This window comes from Streptomyces sp. NPDC088730 (assembly GCF_044751215.1).
GTDB lineage: Bacteria > Actinomycetota > Actinomycetes > Streptomycetales > Streptomycetaceae > Streptomyces.
Window position 1 is genome coordinate 18654 of the sequence record NZ_JBIVLK010000028.1, and the last position, 21348, is coordinate 40001.

21 protein-coding genes and 3 pseudogenes are annotated in these 21348 nt (G+C 69.8%); 8 read left to right on the forward strand and 16 right to left on the reverse strand.

The genetic code is table 11. The features are described 5' to 3' along the window. Positions 1-113: 113 nt before the first annotated feature. The 11 genes and pseudogenes from ACIP89_RS36930 to ACIP89_RS36980 form a co-directional block, all read right to left on the reverse strand. Positions 114-524, reverse strand: a complete 411-nt coding sequence (locus ACIP89_RS36930) for a hypothetical protein (RefSeq protein WP_402118833.1) — start codon at positions 522-524, stop codon at positions 114-116. A gap of 83 nt (positions 525-607) precedes the next feature. Further along, positions 608-1183 carry a DUF6262 family protein gene (locus ACIP89_RS36935; protein ID WP_402118835.1) on the reverse strand — a complete coding sequence of 192 codons (576 nt, stop codon included), beginning with the start codon at positions 1181-1183 and terminating at the stop codon, positions 608-610. After that, a complete protein-coding gene (locus ACIP89_RS36940; protein ID WP_402118838.1) occupies positions 1180-3792 on the reverse strand; it encodes a tyrosine-type recombinase/integrase in 2613 nt (870 codons plus the stop codon). Before ACIP89_RS36940 ends, ACIP89_RS36935 begins: the two co-directional genes overlap by 4 nt. Further along, positions 3792-3980, reverse strand: a complete 189-nt coding sequence (locus tag ACIP89_RS36945) for a hypothetical protein (RefSeq protein ID WP_402118839.1) — start codon at positions 3978-3980, stop codon at positions 3792-3794. Before ACIP89_RS36945 ends, ACIP89_RS36940 begins: the two co-directional genes overlap by 1 nt. After that, a complete protein-coding gene (locus ACIP89_RS36950) occupies positions 3977-4963 on the reverse strand; it encodes an integrase (protein WP_402118841.1) in 987 nt (328 codons plus the stop codon). The genes ACIP89_RS36945 and ACIP89_RS36950 overlap by 4 nt, the downstream gene beginning before the upstream one ends. 123 nt (positions 4964-5086) lie before the next feature. Then, positions 5087-5644 (reverse strand): annotated as a pseudogene (locus ACIP89_RS36955) (ATP-binding protein); the annotation flags it as partial. Continuing rightward, on the reverse strand, positions 5629-7677 hold the full coding sequence (locus tag ACIP89_RS36960) for a Mu transposase C-terminal domain-containing protein (RefSeq protein ID WP_402118843.1): 2049 nt from the start codon (positions 7675-7677) through the stop codon (positions 5629-5631). The gene ACIP89_RS36960 and the pseudogene ACIP89_RS36955, both read right to left, overlap by 16 nt. Continuing rightward, the gene (locus ACIP89_RS36965; RefSeq protein ID WP_402118845.1) at positions 7674-7802 is read right to left on the reverse strand and encodes a hypothetical protein; all 129 of its coding nucleotides are present in this window, start codon (positions 7800-7802) and stop codon (positions 7674-7676) included. Before ACIP89_RS36965 ends, ACIP89_RS36960 begins: the two co-directional genes overlap by 4 nt. A gap of 17 nt (positions 7803-7819) precedes the next feature. Next, positions 7820-8362: a TnsA-like heteromeric transposase endonuclease subunit gene (locus ACIP89_RS36970; protein ID WP_402118847.1), complete on the reverse strand. Its 543-nt coding sequence runs from the start codon at positions 8360-8362 to the stop codon at positions 7820-7822. A gap of 350 nt (positions 8363-8712) precedes the next feature. Beyond that, positions 8713-10347, reverse strand: coding sequence for an amidohydrolase (locus tag ACIP89_RS36975; protein ID WP_402118849.1), 1635 nt, complete (start codon positions 10345-10347; stop codon positions 8713-8715). An 82-nt stretch (positions 10348-10429) separates the two neighbouring features. Then, entirely contained in the window at positions 10430-11884 is a 1455-nt protein-coding gene (locus tag ACIP89_RS36980) for an APC family permease (protein ID WP_401933137.1), read from the reverse strand. 170 nt (positions 11885-12054) lie between these two features. On the opposite strand from ACIP89_RS36980, the gene ACIP89_RS36985 reads away from it, so the two are divergent. Then, the gene (locus ACIP89_RS36985) at positions 12055-12774 is read left to right on the forward strand and encodes a TetR/AcrR family transcriptional regulator (protein ID WP_401930332.1); all 720 of its coding nucleotides are present in this window, start codon (positions 12055-12057) and stop codon (positions 12772-12774) included. A 39-nt stretch (positions 12775-12813) separates the two neighbouring features. On the opposite strand, the gene ACIP89_RS36990 is transcribed toward ACIP89_RS36985, so the two are convergent. Beyond that, positions 12814-13011, reverse strand: coding sequence for a hypothetical protein (locus ACIP89_RS36990; protein WP_402118851.1), 198 nt, complete (start codon positions 13009-13011; stop codon positions 12814-12816). 470 nt (positions 13012-13481) lie between these two features. Here ACIP89_RS36990 and ACIP89_RS36995 point away from each other — a divergent pair, with 470 nt between their 5' ends. The 4 genes from ACIP89_RS36995 to ACIP89_RS37010 all read left to right on the forward strand — a co-directional run bounded on the left by ACIP89_RS36995 (position 13482) and on the right by ACIP89_RS37010 (position 15538). Next, positions 13482-13700: a hypothetical protein gene (locus ACIP89_RS36995; RefSeq protein WP_402118853.1), complete on the forward strand. Its 219-nt coding sequence runs from the start codon at positions 13482-13484 to the stop codon at positions 13698-13700. 219 nt (positions 13701-13919) lie between these two features. Next, entirely contained in the window at positions 13920-14129 is a 210-nt protein-coding gene (locus ACIP89_RS37000; RefSeq protein WP_401930727.1) for a hypothetical protein, read from the forward strand. 233 nt (positions 14130-14362) lie between these two features. Continuing rightward, entirely contained in the window at positions 14363-14824 is a 462-nt protein-coding gene (locus tag ACIP89_RS37005) for an SRPBCC family protein (RefSeq protein ID WP_402118854.1), read from the forward strand. Between the two features lie 588 nt (positions 14825-15412). Further along, positions 15413-15538: a hypothetical protein gene (locus ACIP89_RS37010; RefSeq protein WP_402118886.1), complete on the forward strand. Its 126-nt coding sequence runs from the start codon at positions 15413-15415 to the stop codon at positions 15536-15538. 113 nt (positions 15539-15651) lie between these two features. Here ACIP89_RS37010 and ACIP89_RS37015 read toward each other — a convergent pair. After that, positions 15652-15986 (reverse strand): annotated as a pseudogene (locus ACIP89_RS37015) (transposase family protein); the annotation flags it as partial. 93 nt (positions 15987-16079) lie between these two features. On the opposite strand from ACIP89_RS37015, the gene ACIP89_RS37020 reads away from it, so the two are divergent. Next, positions 16080-16628 carry a hypothetical protein gene (locus tag ACIP89_RS37020; protein WP_402118856.1) on the forward strand — a complete coding sequence of 183 codons (549 nt, stop codon included), beginning with the start codon at positions 16080-16082 and terminating at the stop codon, positions 16626-16628. 108 nt (positions 16629-16736) lie between these two features. Then, positions 16737-17600 (forward strand): annotated as a pseudogene (locus tag ACIP89_RS37025) (IS5 family transposase). A gap of 120 nt (positions 17601-17720) precedes the next feature. Here the strand turns inward: ACIP89_RS37025 and ACIP89_RS37030 are convergent. Further along, positions 17721-17942, reverse strand: a complete 222-nt coding sequence (locus ACIP89_RS37030) for a DUF2750 domain-containing protein (RefSeq protein WP_402118858.1) — start codon at positions 17940-17942, stop codon at positions 17721-17723. A 112-nt stretch (positions 17943-18054) separates the two neighbouring features. Here ACIP89_RS37030 and ACIP89_RS37035 point away from each other — a divergent pair, with 112 nt between their 5' ends. Next, positions 18055-18843, forward strand: coding sequence for a nuclease-related domain-containing protein (locus tag ACIP89_RS37035; protein ID WP_402118860.1), 789 nt, complete (start codon positions 18055-18057; stop codon positions 18841-18843). Positions 18844-19078: 235 nt separating this feature from the next. Here ACIP89_RS37035 and ACIP89_RS37040 read toward each other — a convergent pair whose 3' ends face one another. Beyond that, positions 19079-19825 carry an SAM-dependent methyltransferase gene (locus ACIP89_RS37040; protein WP_402118863.1) on the reverse strand — a complete coding sequence of 249 codons (747 nt, stop codon included), beginning with the start codon at positions 19823-19825 and terminating at the stop codon, positions 19079-19081. 17 nt (positions 19826-19842) lie between these two features. Next, complete coding sequence (gene rsgA, locus ACIP89_RS37045) at positions 19843-20958, reverse strand: ribosome small subunit-dependent GTPase A (protein ID WP_402118864.1); 1116 nt, start codon at positions 20956-20958, stop codon at positions 19843-19845. Between the last annotated feature and the right edge of the window lie 390 nt (positions 20959-21348).

Genomic DNA, 21348 nt, shown 5'->3' on the forward strand with positions numbered 1-21348 from the left:
ATTCATAGACTACATGTCCGTGACGCTCAGGTGGGTCGATGTTGTCGCTTGTCCGAGTGATCCGGGTGGCGACCGTGGCCTGGCGGGCGTCTCATGCGTTGTCCTGCCGATGATCAGTCGGTGGCGCCCGCCGAACGAAGCGAGCGGCCGAGATCGCCGACGAGTAGACGCGGGTGTCGCCGCCACCACCACATGTCGATGGGGTCGAAGTCAGTGATTCGATGGAACTGTGACAAGGAGATGCCGTCGTCGAAGACGGTGGCGGCCCGGAAACGATCGTCGAGGGCTTTGATCTGCGGTGTCCATAGGATGATCACGCGCTCAGTAAGGATCGGCCACGCCTCGTGCAGCCAGTTCCGGCTGTAGAGGTCATTGGTGTATTCGTCCACCAGGTCGTCGTAGCCACCCTCGACTTCGCCCACGAGCCAGGCCCACTTGTCGACCATCTCTTGGACTGTGAAGGCCTTGCGCCAGCCGCGTTGATGCAGAACGTCGCCTGCGGCCTGTTCGTTGTGGGGCTCCATACCCAGAAGCCTGGCATACGGAATGGTCCGGCGACCAAAGGTTTCCCCTGGTCACCGGACCGGACGGAGTGGCCTCCGGGTTGTCAGAGACCCACGATCTGGGCTTCGAGGTCGGCGACGCGACGGTCCTGGAAGCGCAGGTTGGAGCGGGCGGCCTTGAGCCGCTCGTCGAGGGTGCGGTTATCGGTGGTGAGCTGACGGACCCGCTGTTTGAGGGTCGTGTTCTCGGTGGCGATCCGCTGGATGGCCTCCTCGGTCCATTCAGCTTCCAAGTCGCCTATCCGTCCGAGGAGTTCGCCGATTCTGCTGCGCTGGCTGAGGATCTCGGTGTGGGCGGCCTTGAGGGCTTCCTCGGCGTTCAACGCGCGTTCGCGCCAGGTCGCCTCGCGCTCGTCGTCCTGCTCAGCGAGCATGAGAGACCGGCGTTCGCCGGCCTGCTCCATCGCTGCGGCGACCGCGGCTCTGGCCTCGACGTTGTCGTAGAGGAAGGTGCGTGAGACGTCCGCTCTGCGGGCGATGGCGGCGACACTGACCTGGGCTTTCTCGCGTCGGAGCCGGGCGATGGCCTGGTGGACGCGCTCAAGGGCGGCTTCGGTCTTGCGGCGGCGGGCCGTCAGGGCTGCTGCGGTGCGGGGGTCGGGAAGGGGGCCGGTGTTCATGCGGCGTCCTGTTCGGGGTCGTCGCCGTCGGCTGTGCACGTATCGCTGTACTCGTCCGGCTCGTCGCTGCCGGCGTCGGCGAGGTCGGTGGCGCGGAAGGCGGTGGACCATACGCGGTGGAAGTAGTCCTGGGGTTTGCGCAGGTCCAGGGCGAGGGCGTCGTCGAGGAGTCCGAGCCCGGCGAGGGCCTTCTCCAGGCCGTCGATGGCGCGGGCGGTGGGTTCGAAGTAGCGGTGGAGGTAGTCGGCGGTGGCGTCGTCGGGTGCGCCTTCGGCCAGCAGCCGCCATTGTTCGCGTTTGCGGCGCCAGTAGAGGAGGTCGGCGCCTGAGAGGACGAATTTGTCGCAGTTGTGGCAGTCGAGGTTCCAGGGGCAGGCGCCGCCGTCGACGACGGGCTGGAAAGTGCAGAACCCGCCCTCGGCTGGGGTGCTGCGGCGGGCGAGGTCGATGGCCATGCCCTGAGCCTGCTCGCGGGTGAGAGGGGTGGTCTCCCCGGCCAGGAGTTCGCCGGGCTGGGCCGCGCCGGGGCCGGCGACCCAGACGTGCTGGAGCACGTTCTCCAGATCGGAGCTGGTCAGATGGACGTAGTGCTCTGCCATCCGGTCACTGACCTGTCCCAGATAGCGGCGGATGTGGGTCAGGGTGGCACCGTGACGCAACAGGTTGGTGGCCAGAGTATGGCGGGCCTGGTGGGGGACGTAGTGGCCGAGGTCCATGGCGTCCACCCAGGGCCGGAACCGGCTGTGAAACCACTGGTGGGTCAGCGACACCGTCCCGTCCTGGCTGCGGTAGGTCGTGGGAAACAGCGCCAGGGCGGCGCGCTGGTCTCCAGCCGGACGGTAGCCGTAGCGGGCGGTGAAGCGGTCAAGGGTCTTGCGCTGGCGCTCGGCGAGGATGTTGTAGAGGCGTTCGGGTATGCGGATCGCCGCGTCGTAGTTGCCGACCTTGGTCTGGTCGTGCCAGAACATCGCCAGACCGCCGTAGCGGCCGATGCAGTCCCACCGCACCTTGAGGACCTCGCCGATGCGGCGGCCGGTGATGACGGTGGCCTCCCAGATGTCGCGGACGCCGTTGTCGTTGACGTCATAGGTAGCGGCGAGCTCGGCCAGATTCACCTCGTCCGCCAGGGCCCGGGCGACCTCATCAGGGAAGGGCCGACGCGCAGTCCGGCCAGTGGTACCCGCTGCCGGAAACACGATGATGAACTCCCGATCTAGGCCCAGCCGTTCCGCAGCACCGGTGTCCAGCGCATCGCGCATCAGTTTGCGCACCGCGTTGAACACGACCGACCGTGTGACGGTGGTGACGATGCTCGCGGATCCGTCCGGCCGCTTCACAGCCAGCGAGGAGAGCCCCTCGCGTTCGCGATGACGCTGGTCGGCGACAAACCGCTGGGCGTGCTCTTCCCGCAGAACCGCAGGGTCGTGGCCACCGCCAGGAGCCTCAACTTCCAGGAAGGCTCCCAGCTCGATGGCGGCCCGGCGCAGACCGTCGACCGGGCCGGCCGAACGGGGACAGCGCGGCGACCGCAACAGGTCCGCCAAATAGTCCCAGGTCAGATCCCGCAGCCACCGCTGCGGGATACCGGTCAGGTCGACGTGGCTCATCCGGTGCGGGAACAGCACCCCGAAGTGCTCGGTCTCCAGGAAGCCGGCATCCTTGGCCTCCTGCGGGGTGAAGTAGACCAGCCGTAGTTCATGCAGGATGTCCTTGGCGATCGCCCCGGCTGCACGTTCGGTCCCGAACTCGAAGTCGACCAGGGAGTTCACTTCCAACGACCGGCACATGGCCACCAGCGACCGGATCCAGCCCAGGTCCCACCGGCTGGGACGGGCCCGGCGGGCATGTACGAACAGTCCCCACTGGATCTCGGCCCGCACCAGGGGCCGTAGCCCGCGCAGATTGATCTGCCCCGGCCATGGATGCGCGGGGACAGCCGCGCACCAGCGCCGGAACTCGGCCTGGTCGCCGTACTCGACGGGGACCGGCTTCCCGATCTTCTCGTATCGCGACCACCAACTGTGCGGCAGCGTGACGTCGCCAGGGCTGCCATCACGGCGATAGCGGCTGCCGTGCCAGGAGCACAATCCCAGCGGAGAGTCGGCCAGATCCGGGCAGACGACCGCGCCGCAGGGGCCGTAGCCGGGGCACGGCTGTTCACTGCTCGCCCAGGCACCGAAGGACACCCTGTCGGCTCCCTCTCTCTTCCACCGGCTCAAATGCCGTTGACACAACTGAAGTTCGCTGTGGGCCGCGGGCCGCTCAGGGCAGATCCGGCAGATTCTCTCTTCCGCCCCGACGTGCCGGTCCAGCCCCTGGGCCGCGGCCACGAAGGCGGCCTTGCCCATGCCGCGCTCGCTGTCACGGACCCACTGCCTCTGGTGATCCGAGCACAGCTCCGCCCCGCCTGCCCGGGTGCGTTCACAACCGCCGACGATGCACTCCCACCGGTAGATCGCGTGGCCGCGCGGTATCTCGATGATGTCGGGCCGGTAGACCGGGTCGAAGGACGGCCCGCCGATCAGCGCGGTCAGGATCTCCAGCCGGTCGCGGCCAACCCGGTCTGGGCGCTCGGTGAACAGCGGCCAAAGGTACTCCTGCCGCCGCATCACGCCTCACCCCAGACCGCGCGCAGTGCGGCGTCGAACGCCGGGTCATGGACGTCTACGTGCCCGTAGACCTCGTCGACCATCGCGGCCGATGCCCAGCCGCCGGCATCCCGGGCGATCAGGAGGTTGCCGTCCGCGGCGTCGAGAACCGCTGAGGTAAAGGTGTGCCGGAAGGCATGGGGTTTCACCAGCCCCAGGCCAGCGCGTTTCCCGGCCCGGCCGAGCATCCGCCGGGCCCCGACCGGTGCCCACGGCTGCCCGGCGTCGGCGCCGTGCAACTGGACCAGGAGCCGTGCCGAGCGCCGTGCGGGTACTCGGTGGTGATGTACTCGAAGTAGGAGTGCACCATCGCAGGGCTGACTCGTTTGATCAGCCCGCCGGTTACCGTCCCGTGCTCGACCCGCCAGGAATGCTTGGTCTTGGCCTCAGCCCGGTTCGGATTGTCGGGCCGGTGGCAGACATGCAGGTGCGGGGTGCGGCACTCACCGCAGGCCGCGTTCTCCCGCAAGTGCAGGTCGACCAAGTGAAGCCCGCAGAGCTCACCGATCCGAAGCCCGCCGTCGGCAAGCCAGTCGACGACCAGCCGGTCCCGGGCGGCGTTCACCGTCTCCAGCAGCCTCTCCCTCGCCCCGTCTGGCAGCATCTTCGGGTGCCGGCGGTGCGGCCCCGAGGGCGCGAGCGGGTTGGTCGGCAGGGTGTTCTTCACATGCCCGAGGAACGAGCGGCGCTTGTCCACTCGCGACGGCAGCCGGGACTGATCGAACTTCTTGCCGAGCTCGCCGTTGACGCCGCGAGAAGCCTGCTGCAGGTAGAAGCCCTTCAAACAGGCCGCCGCGGTCGACAGCGCCGAGCGGCCGTAGGGTCGCTTGCCCACCCGCCACGGTTCCCCGAGCGGTATGCGAACCTCGGCGCCAACGATGCCCATATACCGTTCCAGGTCCCGCAGTTGGACTGTGTCGAAGCCCAGGCACTCGCGCTCCAGCCACCGCAGGAGGTCCACCAGGTAGTACGCGTAGGTCTTCTGCGTGCCCGAGCCCTCGTGCTCACGCAGGAACCGGTCCGCCTCCTTGTGCAGCGTCCCCTCGGGCCACACGATCGTCCACGACCGCCGCCCGTCCTTCCGCTCGATCTGCTGGACCCTCAAGTCCCCGATCACGACGTGCCGTACCACTTGTCCTCCGTACCGACTCCAGAACATGACAGACGTCCCGGACACGGTCGGTAAACAAGCCCAGGACGTGCTGGTCACAGTCCCAGACGGACATCACGGGCAGGACTACGGGCGGTCGGTAAAGTCGACGAGGACGAGACCGGTGCGGGCGTCGGTGCAGACGCCGACGACGGCCTCGATGATGTCGGTGATGTTGAACCGGGCGGTCACCGGCAGGCCCAGGAAGCGGGCGAACTCCGCCGCGATCATGCGGGGCGTCGCGGCGGGCGGGACGGTGATGTAGACGACCGGGATCCGGCCCAGATCACCGGGATGGCGTGAGCGGTCCAGGAGTTCGTGGGCCAGTCCGAGCTGGGTGATGGCGATCGTCTTGCCGGTGCCGGCTGGCCCGGAGACGATCAGGCCGCGGCGGGCGCTGATCGCGTGCCGGTTGAGCAGGACCAGGCGGCGGCCGGTGGCGACGGTGTGCTGGACGGTGGAGGTGCGGACCACGAGCAGGCGGGTGTGGTAGTCGAGCCGGTCCTCGTCGTAGGACGTCCGCTTGGCCGCGGGCAGGGCGTCGTACTCGCCCGGGGAGAGCAACGGCGGAGCCTCGGGTGGTCGGTCGACGAACCGGACCCAGCCTTCGAGGGTGGTCAGGTGCTGTCCTGGCTCCTCCGGCTCGCTCACTTCCGCCTCCAGGGGTCTTCGAGCGGGTCGAACAGCCCCAGCGGAATCACTTCGGCCAGAGACTCCCCGTCATCCGGCTCGGTGACTGGTTCGGCTGCCGAGACCGGGATGGAGGGGCCGGTGTTCTTGGTGCGGGCCGCGATTCGCCGCTCGCGCCGGCTTGGCCTGGGGCCCGGCTCGCCGGGCGGGCCGGCGTGCGCGCGGGTCAGCAGGGCGGAGACGGCGTCGGCGAGTTCTTCCTCCGTCGCCTCGGGCAGCTGCCGGGCGACGTGGTCCCAGGCCAGGTCCCCGAACGGGACCGGGACCCGCTTCAGGTGCTTCCAGGTAGCCGGCACCCAGCCACCGTCGCCGTGGTGGTCGCGTACCCAGATCCGGGAGACGTCGTAGGGGTCGTGATGGACCTCCCAGAGCCCGTGCTTGGCCTGGACCCCCGAGTGCTGGCGCCGCATCGGGCCCAGTTCTTCGCTGTCGTAGATCCGGTTCTTGATCTTGATGCCGTAGTCGTTGACGACCCGCCAGAGGGCGGGCAGCAGTTCGACGTAGTCGTCGCCGCTCAGCGCGACCGGGACGTAGCCGCAGGCCTCGATCAGGGCGGCGTACTTCTCGTTCGGGGTGAACGCCCGGCCGGGGTGCGCGGGATCCCGCAGCCCGTCGTGCGGCCGGTTCTGCCACGCGGCGACGATCCACTCGTCCAGCAGCTCCTGCAGTTCCAGCAGGGACCACAGCCGCTCGCGCTCCAGGTGGCGGCCGCGGTGGTCGGTGCTGCGGCCGGTGTAGCCGGCCACGAACTGGGCGAACAAGGTGGCCACCGAGCCGAGCATCTTCTCGATGTGGCCCTTCTCGAAGGGCGAGCCCTTGTGCGTGGGCTGGAACTCGATCTGCAGGAACCGGCAGGAGGACTGGAAGTTGCGGGAGATGAAGACCTTCCCGTGGTCGCAGACGATCGTCTCCGGCACGATCACCGGCCGGGCGGCGGCGTGGGCCAGGCGCTCGTCGAGCTGAAGGAGCCGGCGGTGCGGCAGCACCGAGCGGGACATCGCCAGCGCGTCGGCCCAGCCCGGCCGCATGGGCTCGGGGGTGACCGTGCGGGCCAGCAGCACGCTCGCGTCGACCGACTTCGTGGTCGGCCGCAGCACCGCCGCGGTCAGCGTCCTGGTCGCGACGTCGATCATGCCGGTGAGATCGACCTTTCCGGTCACCCCGCTGTCCATGAGGACCAGGACGTCGAGCGGGGTGGAGTCGATCTGCATGATCTCGCCCGGCGCGAAGACCGTCCGCTCGCCGAACGGCCCGATCGCCCCGTGGGCGCGCGAACGCCGGGTGACGGCCGAGTCGAACGTGTGGGTGCCGTCGGTGAGCTTGGCCAGCAGCCGGTAGAGGGTCCGCTCCGAGGGGGGCTTCACCGCCCGTCCCTCTGGCGTCTGTCGCAGCAGCTCGCCGGTCCGCCAGATGATGAACGTGCCCCGGCGGGTGGAGGCGTCGACGGCCTCGGCGACCGCCTGCCGCATCGCCGCCACGATCTTGTCGTCCACCGCCCCGAAGGCCGGCTTCTTGCGGACCGGCCGGTGATCGGCCAGCCCCATCACGCCCTGGGCCTGGTAGCGGCGCCGCTTGAGGGCGACCGTACTCGCCGCGGCCGGGTGGCCCGCCGCGGTCAGCTCGGCGGCCTTCGCCCGCTCGCGGACCGTCAACGACAGGCCCGGACCGTACTCGGGCCGGGGCTCGACACCCGGGCCCGCGCCCCGCGGCAGGCCGTGCAGCACCTCGAGGATGTGCCCCTCCCACCACAGGGCCTTCTGCCTCGCCTCCTGCGGCAGCGTCTCCAGAAGGGAGGCGGCTGGCAGCGGCATCCGCACCGGGCTGCCGATCACCGCGAAGTCCACCGCGGCCAGCAGCTCGCCCGTCCCGACCACCAGCGGCTCCGTTTCCCCCTCGCCGGTCAGCGTCACCGACGTCGCCGAGACCGCCACCACCGCCCGGACCTGCCCTTCGGCCCGCACCCATGCGCCGGCCTCGATCGCGATCGGCCGCTGCAAGAACGTCACCGGCTCTTCCCCCTCGCCCAGACCGTGGTCCCGCTGTGCAGCAGTTCCCCCGCCAGGTCGGCCACCAGGGCCCCGGACCACAGCAGATGGAACAGGTGCGGCAGCACCAGCAGCGGATCGCCCACCCCCACCGCCCCGGCCCTCAGCGGGCCTGGCTCGGGAACAACTCCAGCAGACCGTCCACGACGTCCGGCCGGCGGGCGGACCGGGCCCTGCGGTAGCGGACCAGCCACCGCACGTTCGCCATCAGCACCGGATCGGGAACCCCCACCCGTACGAACTCCCAGCCCACCGCCCGGCAGGCCCGCTCAGTCGCCGCAAAGGCCTCCGCGGACGCCTCGTCGATCTGGTCACCGGCCCGGACATCGACCACACGCGCCCGCCCATCTGCGAGGCGTACGAAGTAGTCCGGCGCGTGCCGGCGCGGGCGCTGTCCGTCGTGCCAGTGGAGCCAGAACGGCTGCGAGGCCACCCCAACGACATCCGGCTCCCGGTCCAGCAGGATCAGCCGGTCTCGCTCCAGCCAGGACTCGAACCCGATCAAGTCCGCCGCGGTAGCCGCGTAGTACCAGCCCGCGAAGCCCCGGGCCCCCTTGTCCCACCGGAAGCCACGAACCGGCTCGGCCTGCTCGAACCGCGTACTCCACCCCTCGGCCAGCGGCTCCCGCACCCGCTCACCCGACACGGAAAAGTCCAGCTCAAAGGCCGATAACGCTGCATCCCCGTATGCACGCGCAGGTACCCCCACCACGCCCCCAGACCAGCGATCGCCCCGAGTGCTCAAGCTTCGATGACAGGAAAGTGCGGTTCGTCAGACTTCGTTGGCAATCGAACAAGATTCGTTGTCGGAGGACAGAGGGCTCCTCACGCGGGGGCCGCGTGACGGCTCCTCACACGGCCCCGCGTCACGGCTCCTCGGCGCCCCTGGGCGGCGAGGGCGTACTGCTCGCGCCGGCGGCCCAGCTGGAGGAGGCGGCGCTCTGGGGTACCGCGCCCGGCCCGGCCCGAGCACCGGGCCCGGCGCGGCCGCCCCGGTCAGCCGGAGTGGACGAGCACGCCCCCGACATACGTCCGCAGGACCCGTGCCCCGGCGATCTCCTCCGGCGGCGCGGTGAGGATGTCGCGGTCCAGGACCACCAGGTCGGCGAGGTTGCCGGGGAGCAGACTGCCCGCGTCGTCCAGGCCGTTCACATGGGCGCTGCCCGCGGTGTACGCGGCGACGGCCGAGGCCGGGGCGAGGCGCTGCTCGGGCAGGAAGACCCGGCTGTCGGTGGTCCCGGGCTCCCGCCGGTTGACCGCGACATGGATGCCCTGGAGCGGGTCCGCGCTGCTGACCGGCCAGTCGCTGCCCGCGGCGAGGGTGGCGCCCGCGCGCAGCAGGTCCCCGAACGGGTACTGCCAGGCGGCGCGTTCGGGACCGAGGAACGGGATGGTCAGCTCGTCCATCTGGGGTTCGTGGGCGGCCCACAGCGGCTGGATGTTGGCGATGGCGCCGAGCCGGGCGAAGCGCCTGATGTCGTCGGGGTGGACGACCTGGAGATGGGCCAGGTGGTGACGGTTCCCGCGACGGCCGTTGGTCTCGACCGCGGCCTCCACCGCGTCGAGCGCCTCGCGGACGGCCCGGTCGCCGAGCGCGTGGAAGTGGACCTGGAAACCGAGGGCGTCGAGCCGGGTGACATGGCCGCGCAGGGCGTCCGGATCGACGAAGCTCAGTCCGCTGTTGGCGGTGGCGCAGCCGCAGCCGTCCAGGTACGGGGAGGTCATCGCCGCGGTGAAGTTCTCCGCGATGCCGTCCTGCATGATCTTCACCGAGCCGGCCCGGAACCGTCCGTGGCTCAGCCGCTCGCGCCTCGCGACCAGTTCGTCGATCTGCTCGGCCCCGCGCTCTCGGTCCCACCACATCGCGCCGGTGACCCGGGCGGTGAGCGAGCCGTCGCGGGCGGCGGTCAGGTAGGCGTCCGACGGATCGGTGTTGCCGTTGAACACGCCGAGCAGGGCGTCCTGCCAGCCGGTGACACCGAGGGAGTGCAGCAGCCGCTGCGAACGCAGCAGCCCGGCCAGCCGGTCCGCAGGGGTGGTCGGCGGCACCAGCCGGGCGACCAGTGCCTGGGCGCCTTCCTGGAGTACTCCGGCGGGCGAGCCGTCCGGCTCGCGCTCGATGCGGCCGTCCGGGGGATCGGGGGTGGCGGCGGTGATGCCGGCCAGTTCGAGGGCGCGGGTGTTGGCCCAGGCGCCGTGGTGGTCGCGGTTCGCCAGCAGGACCGGTCGGTCGGGGACCACGGAGTCGAGCAGCTGCCGGGTGGGCAGTCCGCCGTCGAAGCTCTCCAGCGACCAGCCGCCGCCGGTGATCCACGCCCGCTCCGGATGGGCGTCGGCATAGGCCCGGATCCGGGCCAGGTACTCCCCGGCGCCGACGGTGCCGGTCAGATCGCACTCGGCCAGCTCCACCCCGGCGAACACCGGGTGGATGTGGGCGTCCTGGAAGCCGGGGAGCAGCAGCTTCCCCGTGAGGTCGACGACTTCGGTGCCGGGACCGATGAGTTCGCGGACCTCGTCGTGCCCGACGGCGGTGATGCGGTCGCCGGTGACGGCGAGTGAGGAGGCCCGGGTGCGGGCTGGATCGGCGGTGAAGACGGGGCCGCGGGTGAAGACCAGGTCGGCCTTGGTCATACGGTGCTCCAGAGGTGGGAGAGGGTGACGGGGTGTCATGCGGATGGCTCTGGCGTCCCTGCGCCACGGCGTTGTCACACGGTCATGCGCCGGCCTCCCGGGACACGTCGGGGGCGCCCGGAGTACGGGCACGGGTGAAATAGGGCGACCGGTGGTGCCAGCGGGCCCACGCGGCGGCCAGCAGTCCGGAGCCGATCATCAGCACCGGGACGAGCAGGGCGAACCAGCCGTTGTCCGCGGAGACCTCGAAGTGATCGGTGGACGTGTAGAAGGTCCAGGTGAGGTAGCCGCCGGTGGCGAGCAGCACGAGCGCGCCGAGCAGCGGTGCGACGACCGCGCGCAGCGCCTCCAGGGGTGATGTGCGCAGCAGGTGGCGGAAGCGCACCGCGGCGGCCGTGGCGGTGAGGGCGTAGTAGAGGGCGACCACGATGCCGATCGCGTTGACCGCGGCGAAGATCAGGTCGCTGACGGTGGGGATGACGAGCGACAGTACGGCCAGGAGCAGTGCGATCGCGGTGATCAGCAGGGTCCCGGCGGCCGGGGTCCGGTGCTTGGGGTGCAGCCGTGTCCAGACGGGGCCGAGCACGCCGTCGCGGCCCATCGCGTACATCCCCCGGGCGGTGGGGATGACCGAGGCCTGGAGCGAGGCCACCGCGGAGAACATGAGAGCGACGAGCGGCAGCGCGGCCAGTGGCTGCTCCGCGAGTCTCGTACCGAAGTAGGCGAGCCCCTGGGCGCCGTTGTCGGCCAGTTCGCCCAGCGGCAGGACCCGCTGGAAAGCGGTGCCGGCCAGCAGGAAGAGCAGCAGCATGACGACCAGGGCGATCAACCCGCCTCGGGAGGCGTCGCGCGGGTCGCCGACCTCCTCACCGACGCTGAAGACCGACTCGAAGCCCCAGTAGCAGAAGACCGCGAGCATCATGCCCTGGGCCAGGGCCTCGGCCGAGGGGATGTCGAAGGGGTTGTACCAGGTGAGCGAGAAGGGCTGGTCACCGGTGAACAGGCCGTAGACACAGAACGCGATCAGCACGCCGTACTCGAAGACCAGCAGGTACTTCTGGAGGCGCGCGGCGAGGTCCAGCCCGCGCACGGCGACCAGCGAGGCGGCGAGCAGCACGGCCATGCCGAGGAGCGTGGACTGCAGGGTCGACTCCGGATCGAGGGAGAGCCCGGCGACGCTGTGGACGGTGGCCTGGCGCAGGAGCTGGATGATCGCCGAGCCGGTCACCGTGGTGGTGTAGGCCATGAACACGACGGTGCCGACGACGTTGACCCAGCCGGTCAGGAAGCCCAGCCAGGGACTGAAGATCTCGCCGACCCACTTGTAGCTGCTGCCGGCGTCGGGGTCGACGCGGTTGAGCCGCCCGTATCCGCCGGCTATCCCGAGCACGGGCAGGAAGGCCAGCAGCATGATCGCCGGCAGATGCAGGCCGACGATGCCCGCCATCAGACCGAGCCCGATGCCGATGCTGCTGGTGGCCGCCGTGCTGGAGGCGGCGAGGACGACGCCGTCGACGACGCCGATGGACTTCCGCATCGCGCTCCGGGGTGCCTCGGCGCCCGTGCTCGGTCCGGGATTCGCATTCTTCACTGCTGCTGCCAACGGATCGTCGCCTTGCCTGGGAAGGGGGCTGGAGAGCCTGGATGGCTGGTCATGAAACCCGCCGTCTCCTTCACAGGTCAATGGTGTTGTCGTAAGCTCCGATCATGGTTGAGCGGGTGGTTCCTGAGCCGCAGCGACGGCGCAGACGACCGACGAAACAGGGCACCGTGCTGTCCGAACAGGTCATCGTGGAGACGGCGCTGCGCCTGGTCGGGCAGCACGGAGCGGACGCGTTGACGGTCCGTCGGCTGGGCGGCGCGCTGGGCGCCGACCCCAGCGCGCTGTACCGGTACTTCCGTAACACCGACGACCTGCTGCTGGCGGTCGCCGACGAGCTCATCGGCCGTTCGCAGCGCGGCTGGAGCCCCACCGGTCAGTGGCGCTTCGACCTGTGCGAGCTGGGTCTGCGCATCCAGGCCTCCTACCGGGCGCATCCACAGGCAGCCCTGCTGGCCGCCCACCGGACGACCGGGCGGGACAACGAGCGGCGGGCCGTGGAGATGATCCTCGGCGTGCTGCGCTCCGCGGGCTTCGGCGACCGGGAGGCGGTCCGCGTCTATCACGCCTTCGTGGACCAGGCACTCGCCTTCGCGGCCCTGGACGCGGCGGCTCTCGCGCTGCCGGCCGCCGCACAGAAGGCCGATCTCCAGGTGTGGCAGGACCGCTATGGCCGGCTGGACCCGGACGTGTATCCGCACATCGTCGCCACCGTGCGCCTGCTGGCCCACGAGATGAGGTTCAGCGGCTATCCGTTCGCGCTCGAACTGCTGCTCGACGCCATCGAGGCCAGGCTGCCGTCGTCGGTGGAGGGGGAAACCGGCTGAGCCCGGGGCGGGCGCCCCGGGCCCCCGTCACTGCCCCGGTCACCGCCCCCGATCCGGCCGGCCGGAGGGGGAGTCGTCCTCTTCGGTGGTGCCACGGAGCAGCTCGATGGCGTGCCGGAGCTCGTCGAAGGCCCGCTGCTCCTCCCTGGGCGTGACCCGGGAGGCCGGCAGGATGCTGTCGCGCGTCCCGTGGGCGCGGGCGTAGGCGTCGAAGCAGGCGAGCACCTGCTGGATCACTGACTCCCGGGGTATGGCGGGAGGCGGCGACGAGGGGCGCTGCGGGGGCATCTCTGAACTCTCATCCAGTCGAAGCTGCCGGCCGGACCGGAGCGGGACGCCCACAGGGCGCCGAGGGCTCGGCCTGCGCGGCGGCACGGGGCGTGGCTCTGTCGACGACGAGTCGCACGCCGCCCGGCGGACACGAGAAGCGATGGGCACGGCAAGCCTTTCCGGGCGCACGACTGTTACGTCGCCGACCAGGCTTCCCGGCACACCACTCGCTCCTCAGTAATGAGAATGAGACGAGACGGGGCCATGCTATCCGCCCGCCCGGCCCAGCTCACCGCTGGATCAGGAAGAGAGATTCCACTTCTGGTTCGGTCCGTTGCCGCCGTCCCGGATGTCCACGACGGCGCCTGCGGTGGCCGGCCCGGTGAAATCGTCCAGGCACTTATCACCGTCGAGGACCCAGCTGATCGTGCCGGCTGGTGCCGGGGAGTCCCTCCGCCACCACGGCGGGCGCCTGGACCGTGACCCTCGACGGCGTGCGCAGGCCTCCCACCGGCCGCCGCCGAGATCGCCCGGACGGCGCCGCGGGAACGGGTCTGCACTCCGACCTCACCGTGACGAAGGGCGTGGCGGCCTCCGTGGGGACAGGTCCGGGCAACTGGTGCACGGGCCTGGGGCAGACCCCGGCCACCACCTGACCCACCTGGCTCTGCCGTCCATGGCATCCGGCCCGACGGCCTTCCCGACGGCCCTGGTGCCTGACCTGATCATTCTGGCCAACCGGTGACTTTGCATCATCATCCGATGACAAGGCGGCGCGGATGGTGAATTCGGGATAGATAAGGGGAGTTGAGCAGCCCGTCCCGTACCGGCCGGGCTCAGTTGGTGGAAGTCCGACCGGGGGCGTGACAGACAGAGTGCTGACGATCAATCTGGGGCTGCTGCTCGCCGTCATCGTCGCCTTCCGGCTCCGGCGGCGTACGCAGGCCCGCAGCCGGACCGATGAGAGGTTCACCGTCGTCATCGTGCTTGCCCTGGGCGTGGTCATCGCTCCGACTCCGGTGGGCGAGGGAATCCTGAATTTCCTGGGCCAGCTCGTCTCCGGCATCTCCAACTCCGGCCACTGACTCCCGGAGCAACCCGGTCGCCTCCCGCCGCCCCACCACGCGTCGGCCCTCGCGCTGCCCCGTTCGGCGCCGGACGGCGGTAGCGGCGTGGCACCGACCGCCAACCGCCAAGCCAACCCCTGTGCCCGTCCCGGCACTTGCGCACCACGGCTCCCCGTTGGAGAAGTCCGCCACAACGGCCACTACGGACGGGGGCCCCGGCCGTCCTGCCGGCCTGTGCGAGGCTGACCGGCATGACGACAGACCGATTCGAAGTGCGGCGTCACATCGCCGCGGCCCCGGACAGGATCTTCGCCCTGCTGTGTGCCCCAGCGGGACACGTGGCGATCGACAGCTCGGGGATGCTGCAGGCCGCCGACGGCGGACCCGTGCGCGCGGTCGGCGACGAGTTCGTCGTCCACATGGACCGTGAGTCGCTCAACGACTACCCGCTCGGCAAGTACGACGTCACCGTGATCATCACGCAGTTCGAGCAGGACACTCTCATCGAGTGGACGATCTCCGGCCAGGTGCAGCCCCCGATGCGGCACCTCTACGGCTACCGGCTGGAGCCCGCCGAGGGCGGCACGCTGGTGACGTCGTACTACGACTGGAGCGAGATCGACGAGCGCTACCGGGAGGCGGGCATCTTCCCGGTCATCCCCGAGGCCGGACTGCGCGCGACCCTCGGCATCCTGGCGCGTACGGTGGAGTAGAAGGTACGCGCCCGGCAGGCCAACGCGGCAGGAGTTCCCGCGTCAGCGGCCGCGGGACATGGACCTGGCTGCCCCCAGACCTCGTTGACGAAGGGGCTCATCGGCGATTCGTGGTCGAAGCCGCGCACACGGGCCCAGTGACCGGCACAGATCCCGCAGGCCGGCGACGGTGGGGAGCCGGCGGGCCACGTCGACAGTCACGGGCTCATCCGACCCAACCCAACCCGACGCCACCGCCATCCGGACCGCCGCCGGTCCAGGGCCGTCGTGCGTCACTCGTTTCCCGGATGCGTGGCCAGGTTCCAACGGCCATGTCCCGGCTCATGGACCCATGACTTCGTGTCTCGCGTGCGGACGCGGCTCGGGCGATCCTCGCCGTCGATCACTCCCGGCTACTATCTTCACTTCACGCCGGAGGCCGGCAGCGCGGGGCGCGGCACCGTCGTCGGCCTGCTCGGGGAGCAGGGGAACGGCTCGCCGACCGGGACTCCCCAGGCTCTCCCCAGTGCCGCGACCGGTGATTCCTTCCTTATGTCCCACCGGAGTCCTCCATGGATCGCAAGGCTGAAGAGACAGGTGGCCCGAGAAATGCTCAAAGAGGTGATCGCGACCCGTTACGTCACGCCGCTGCGTGAGGGCGGCTCGCTTCCGGGGCTCGTCGAGTCCGACGACCTCGGCACGTACGTCATGAAGGTGTCTACCTGGTGGCGCTGACCTGCATCGGTTGGGCTGTTGCCGCCCCTGACCTGCACGGACAAGTCTTTTAGCGTCTTTCGGTATCGTGCTGCGTTATGCGGTCGATTCTCCCCGCGCGCCCCAGGACCGTCGACCAGGGTGCCGTCCACGATGAGCACGGTGCGCTTGGCGAACCGCCTACGGGGCTGGAGTGCGAGCAGGGGGCCGAGGTGGTTGATGACTCGGCCGGCCGTGGACTTCGAGACGCCGAACAGCGGAGCGAGCTGCCGCAACGTCAGATTGGTGCGCCAGCAGGCCGTGACCAGCAACACTCGGTCCTCCAGCGGCGGACTCCACTGCCGGCCTCGGTGGACCACATCTGCTCCGTCGCGCCGCAGCGTGGTCAGCAGCTTGCCAAAGCGGCGCGGGCTCAGCCCCGCGAACGGGTGATCCAGGACGGCTCCGCTGCCGTGATCACACTCACCACATCATGATCATCACTCAGGCCGGTCCAGTGCCGAGGCAATCCCACAGTTACGCTGCTCGGGGCAGTCCACAGTGCGCAAGACCGGGGGAAACCGTGAACCGACCTCTGCTGTTCCTCGACGTGGACGGGCCGCTCAACCCTTACGCGGCCAAGCCGGAGCGGCGTCCCGACGGCTACACCACACTGAGAGTCCCCCGGAACGACGCCCATCAGGACGACAGAGGCCTCTCGTCCCGACGGCCCCTGCGGGTCTGGCTCAACCCAGAGCATGGACGATCCTTGCTCCAGCTCGGCTTCGAGCTGTGCTGGGCCACCACATGGATGGATGACGCCAACCAGTGGATAGCACCGGTCCTGGGCCTTCCGGAACTTCCCGTTGTGGACTTCCGCGACGTCCTGCTCCAAGAGCGCCCTGATGGGGTCCACTGGAAGACCGGGCCGCTGGTGGACTACGCAGGCGGCCGTCCTTTCGCGTGGGTGGACGACGAGCAGAGCGAGCTGGATCAGAGCTACGTGACCGCCCACCACCAAGCCGCCGGGCTCCTGCACCACGTCAACCCGCGGATCGGCCTACGGGAGAACGACTTCCACGTGCTCGCCGACTTCGCCCGGCTCCTGGACACCTCACGAACCACCAGTTGAGCGCCGGCTCTTCCGGCTGCTCTGCACTCGGAGCCAAGATCTTTGCGGGACAGCCCTTAGAACTCCTAACGAAATGATCTTCGAGGTGATTGGATCGCTCCGGGACTGATGATCCGGGGGTGCGGGGTGGCTCGGCCGAAGCCGTGGGAAGTCGATGACGAGTTGTGGGCGGCGATCGAGCCGCTGTTGCCCAAGGTTGAGCGCCGGACCCGGCACCTGGGCGCAAGCGGCACCCGGACCGGCTCGTGTTCCAGGGCATCCTGTTCGTCCTGCACACCGGGATCGCCTGGGAACACCTCCCGCAGGAACTCGGCTTCGGCTCCGGCATGACCTGCTGGCGCCGGCTGGCCGAGTGGGCCGAGGCCGAGGTGTGGCCGCGACTGCACGAGGCCCTCCTCGCCAGGCTCCGCAGCGCGAACGCCCTGGACTTCTCCCGGGCGGCCGTCGACGGCTCCCATATCCGCGCGTTAAAGGGGGCCCGAAGACGGGACGAGGCCCTGCTGACCGGGGCAGGACGGGCAGCAAGCACCACCTGATCGCCGACGCCACCGGCATCCCGCTCGCCGCCACCCTGACCGGCGGCAACCGCAACGACGTCACCCAGCTGTTCCCACTCCTCCAGGCCGTACCGTCCGTGCGGGGCAAGCGTGGCCGGCCCCGGCACCGCCCGGACGTGGTGCTGGGTGACCGCGGCTACGACCACGACAAATACCGCCGCCTGGTCTGGGACCTGGGCGTGAAGCCGGTGATCGCCCAGCGCGGAACCGAGCACGGCTCGGGACTGGGCACGGCTCTGGACTGGGCACCCAACGCTGGTTAGTGGAGCGCGCATTCGCCCACCTGCACTGGTTCCGCCGGCTACGGATCCGCTGGGAGATCCGCGACGACATCCACGAAGCCTTCCTCACCCTCGGATGCGCACTCATCTGCTGGCGACGCCTGCGCGCTCTGGCGACCGAAGCCGTGGGCTAGCTATCTGCCGCTAGCCGGTTAAGGGCTTCCCTGGGGGTGAAGCTCCAGCCGATCAGATGCGGCCCACTCCAGTTGATGCCGATCACGAGTCCATCCCTGGCAGCATCGGGCAGTACAAGATCACACCAGGTGTCCAAGGGCATGGAATCGACGCGGAGCCCACGCCCCCCAGATCTTCGCCGCCCTGTGAGCTCGGGGCGAGGTCGACCAGAAGGGAGAATTTCGCGTGCCGTCGGCGGAGAGGTGAGTCGGGCTTCCGTCGTCATCCCGGACAAGCCAGACCACTCTGTTTGCACGGACATCTCGGAAGAATGTCGCCGCTTGCAACCCGCTCTGACTCATGGCCACCGAGCCTAGCGTTCCCCAAGACCCATTTCGTTAGGAGTTCTTAGGGCCGCTGCGCGAGCCTCCCGAATCCCGTGCGCCGCAACTGCGGTCGTCATAGGCTGTGTTGATGCTTATCGAGGTTCTGTCCAACCACCCGGCCGTCCTCGTCCGGGAAGCGGTCGTGGCGCTCGACGAGCAGAACCGCCTCATGGCGGAGCACGACCAACAGGTCACCCTGCTCCGGGAGCGACGCAGGACCGCGCGCAAGTGGTGGCAGATCCTGCGGATGCTCAGCGACCACCAGGAGATCCGGGCCCTGCGTGTGCGAAGGCCGGTGGTCGATCCAGGGCTGCAATCGGCACTCGCCTCGCGGCAGGCGGGGATGGCCGCCGAGGACCGGGCGGTGCACGAACTTTCGCTGCTGCCCGACACATGGCGGTTGTTTCGGGGCTACGCGAACAGGCGCGGCGAGGTGGACATCCTATTGGTCGGACCCCAGGGCATCTGGGCGGTGGAGGTCAAGGGCCGGGCCGTGCTGGTGCACGTAGACGGCGAGCGTTGGACGTTCGAGAAGTTCGACCGGTACGGCAATCGGGTCGACCAGGGGATCCTCCAGGACCGGCGGGGCCGCAGCTGGGGGCGGCAGGTCGAGGACATCTCCCGTGAGTTGGAGAAATTCCTTGCCTCCAGGGGCCTTCACGTGCCGGTGCATCCCGCCGTGGCCGTTGTCAACGACCGTGCGGGACTGGGGATATGCCACGATCCGACGGTCACCCTCAGTATCGGCACCGACTACCTCCTGGCTGCCATCCGCGAGGCGCCCGTCACGCTCGATCCCGCGGCTCGGGACCGCGCCGCTGCCCTTGTACGCCGCGATCACGTCTTCCACAGCAACCGCCGCCGCACGCGCGAGTGAGGACACCCGTCGAGGCGCCGGCAGCCTCATCCAAGGGGTCGTAGTCCCTACTTTCACACACATCGCCTACCGCTCGGCTGACCGGGACCGCGAGCCGCGCGGCCCGTCGCGGTCACCAGGTCGACGACAAGACAGTGTGCGGCTCGCTCATGGTGCCGGTCTGAGCGCCGCCATAACGACGTGTCCCGTGCGGGCCCGGACGGCATGCCGTCCGGGCCCGCACGGGACGAGGGGGTCAGCGCTTCATGAGGGCGAAGACCCCCCAGCTGAGGTACTCACGGCTGTAGCGCGCGTAGTGGGCGGGCTCGGTGGTGAGTTCCTCCCGTACCTCGGGGGCCATGTCGTCGTCCGGGTTCTCGTCGAGCCAGCGGCGCATGCTGAGCCACTGGGCTGCGGCGTAGCGGTCCCAGCTGTTCTGATCGGCCAGCATCATTTCCACGACGTCGTACCCGAGGTCCTGGAACTGTCCGATCAGGCCGTGGAGTTCCAGGAAGTCGGCGATGGAGGTGGCGTGGCATGCCTTGGCGGTCTCCTCGTCCGGAGGGGTCTGCCGCCAGAAGGGCTCGCCGATCAGCATCATCCCGCCGGGGCGCAGGCTGCGCTCCAGCAGTTCGACCGTTCCTGCGACGCCGTTGCCGATCCAGGTGGCGCCGACACAGGCGGCCAGGTCGACGGGCTGGTACGCGACGTAGCCGGCGGCGTCGCCGTGCAGGAATTCGACCCGGTCGGCGACGCCGAGTTCGGCGGCGCGGGCCTGGGCCTGCTCGGTGAAGAGCGTGCTGATGTCCACCCCGGTGCCCGTGAAGCCCAGGTCGCGTGCCCAGGTGCACAGCATCTCGCCCGAGCCGCTGGCCAGGTCGAGGACCCGGGTCCCGGCGGGGAGACGCAGTGATGCGCCCAGGGCGGCGAACTTTTCCGTGGTCAGCGGGTTGTGTATGCGATGGCCGCTCTCGCGGATGGTGAAGATGCGGGGAAGGTCCATGATCAGGTTCCTTTTCGTCATGCCTTGAAGTGGGGGGACTGCTTGAGGGCGCGAATATGGCGCGAGATCTGCTTCAGCGGCCGTTCCAGCTCGGCCCGTAGCCGCGCGTCGGTGCGGGCGGCTGCATGGGTGTTCTCGCGCTGCAGCCGGTGGTAGCTGTCCAGGCGTCGCCCGGTGATCTGACCGTCCTCAATGGCGGCCAGCACGGCGCAGCCCGGTTCGCTGGTGTGGGCGCAGTCCGCGAAGCGGCAGTCCCGGGCCAGTTCGGTGATCTCGGCGAAGGTCTGGTCGAGGCCCTCGTCGGCGTCGTGCAGGCCGACGCCGCGCAGGCCCGGGGTGTCCAGCAGGACCCCGCCGTGGGGCAGCGGCAGCAGTTCGCGCCAGGCGGTGGTGTGCCGGCCCTTGCCGTCGCTGTCGCGCACCGCGCCGGTGGCCAGGAGGTCCTCGCCGAGCAGGCGGTTGCCGAGTGTGGACTTGCCCGCGCCCGAGGGGCCGAGCAGGACGACCGTGCCCGACAGGACGGCGGTCAAGACGTCCAGGCCCTCGCCGGTGGCGGCGCTGGTGACCAGCACCTCCACACCCGGGGCGGCCTCGGTCACCTCGGCCGCCCCGGAGGCGGGGTCGGTGGACCGGTCGGCCTTGGTGAGCACGATCACCGGGGTGGCGCCGCTGTCCCAGGCCAGGGCAAGCATCCGCTCGATCCGCCCGAGCTTGAGCGGGTCGGCGAGGGAGACGGCAACCGCCACGGTATCGACGTTCGCGGCCAGCACCTGGGCCTGAGAGGTGCGCGAGGACGTGGAGCGGACCACGGCGGTCCGGCGCTCCAGCACCTCCACGACGGTGGCGGAGGTGGCCGCGCCGGCCGGCCGGACGGCCACCCAGTCACCGGTGCACGGCGTCAGCCGATCCCCGGTGCCCGGCGCGGGAAGGACCGCCGCGCGGGCGGACCCGGCCTCGGTGACGACGTCGCACTGGCCGCGTTCGGCCCGCACCACGCGGCCCGGAACCAGTCCGTCGGCCCGCGACGGGGTGAAGGAGCGCTCACGTTCGGTGTCCCAGCCGTAGTCGGCCAGCGTCAGGACGCGCTCACGAGGAGAGAGAGCAGATGGGTACGGAGTGGGTTGATGAAACAAGGTGGAGACCCTTGATCGGGGGCCCCGCCGGACGACAGGCGTGCCGCAAACACTCCTACGAGGGAGGAAGGCAGGCGAAGGTCAGGACGAGGCCCGGGAGGTGAGGATGATCCGGGCACCGCACACAGCGGTAGTCTCCACGACAGTCATCAACACACCTCCTTAAAATCTCCGTGAGCAAACTCGTTATCGCTCCGGCAACCACGCTAACACCCTCCGCGGGCGTCGACGCCACCTGGGCGGCACGTTCGCGACGTAGATCACTGACGACGCCCGTCGCGCGGCAGGGGAAGCACACGTCTCTCGCCAACGTTCCTTTACGCGAGCAAGATCATTCGCGGGCGGAAGGGTCCTCCGGGACTCGAATCGACTCTCAAAACCCGTTCTCGC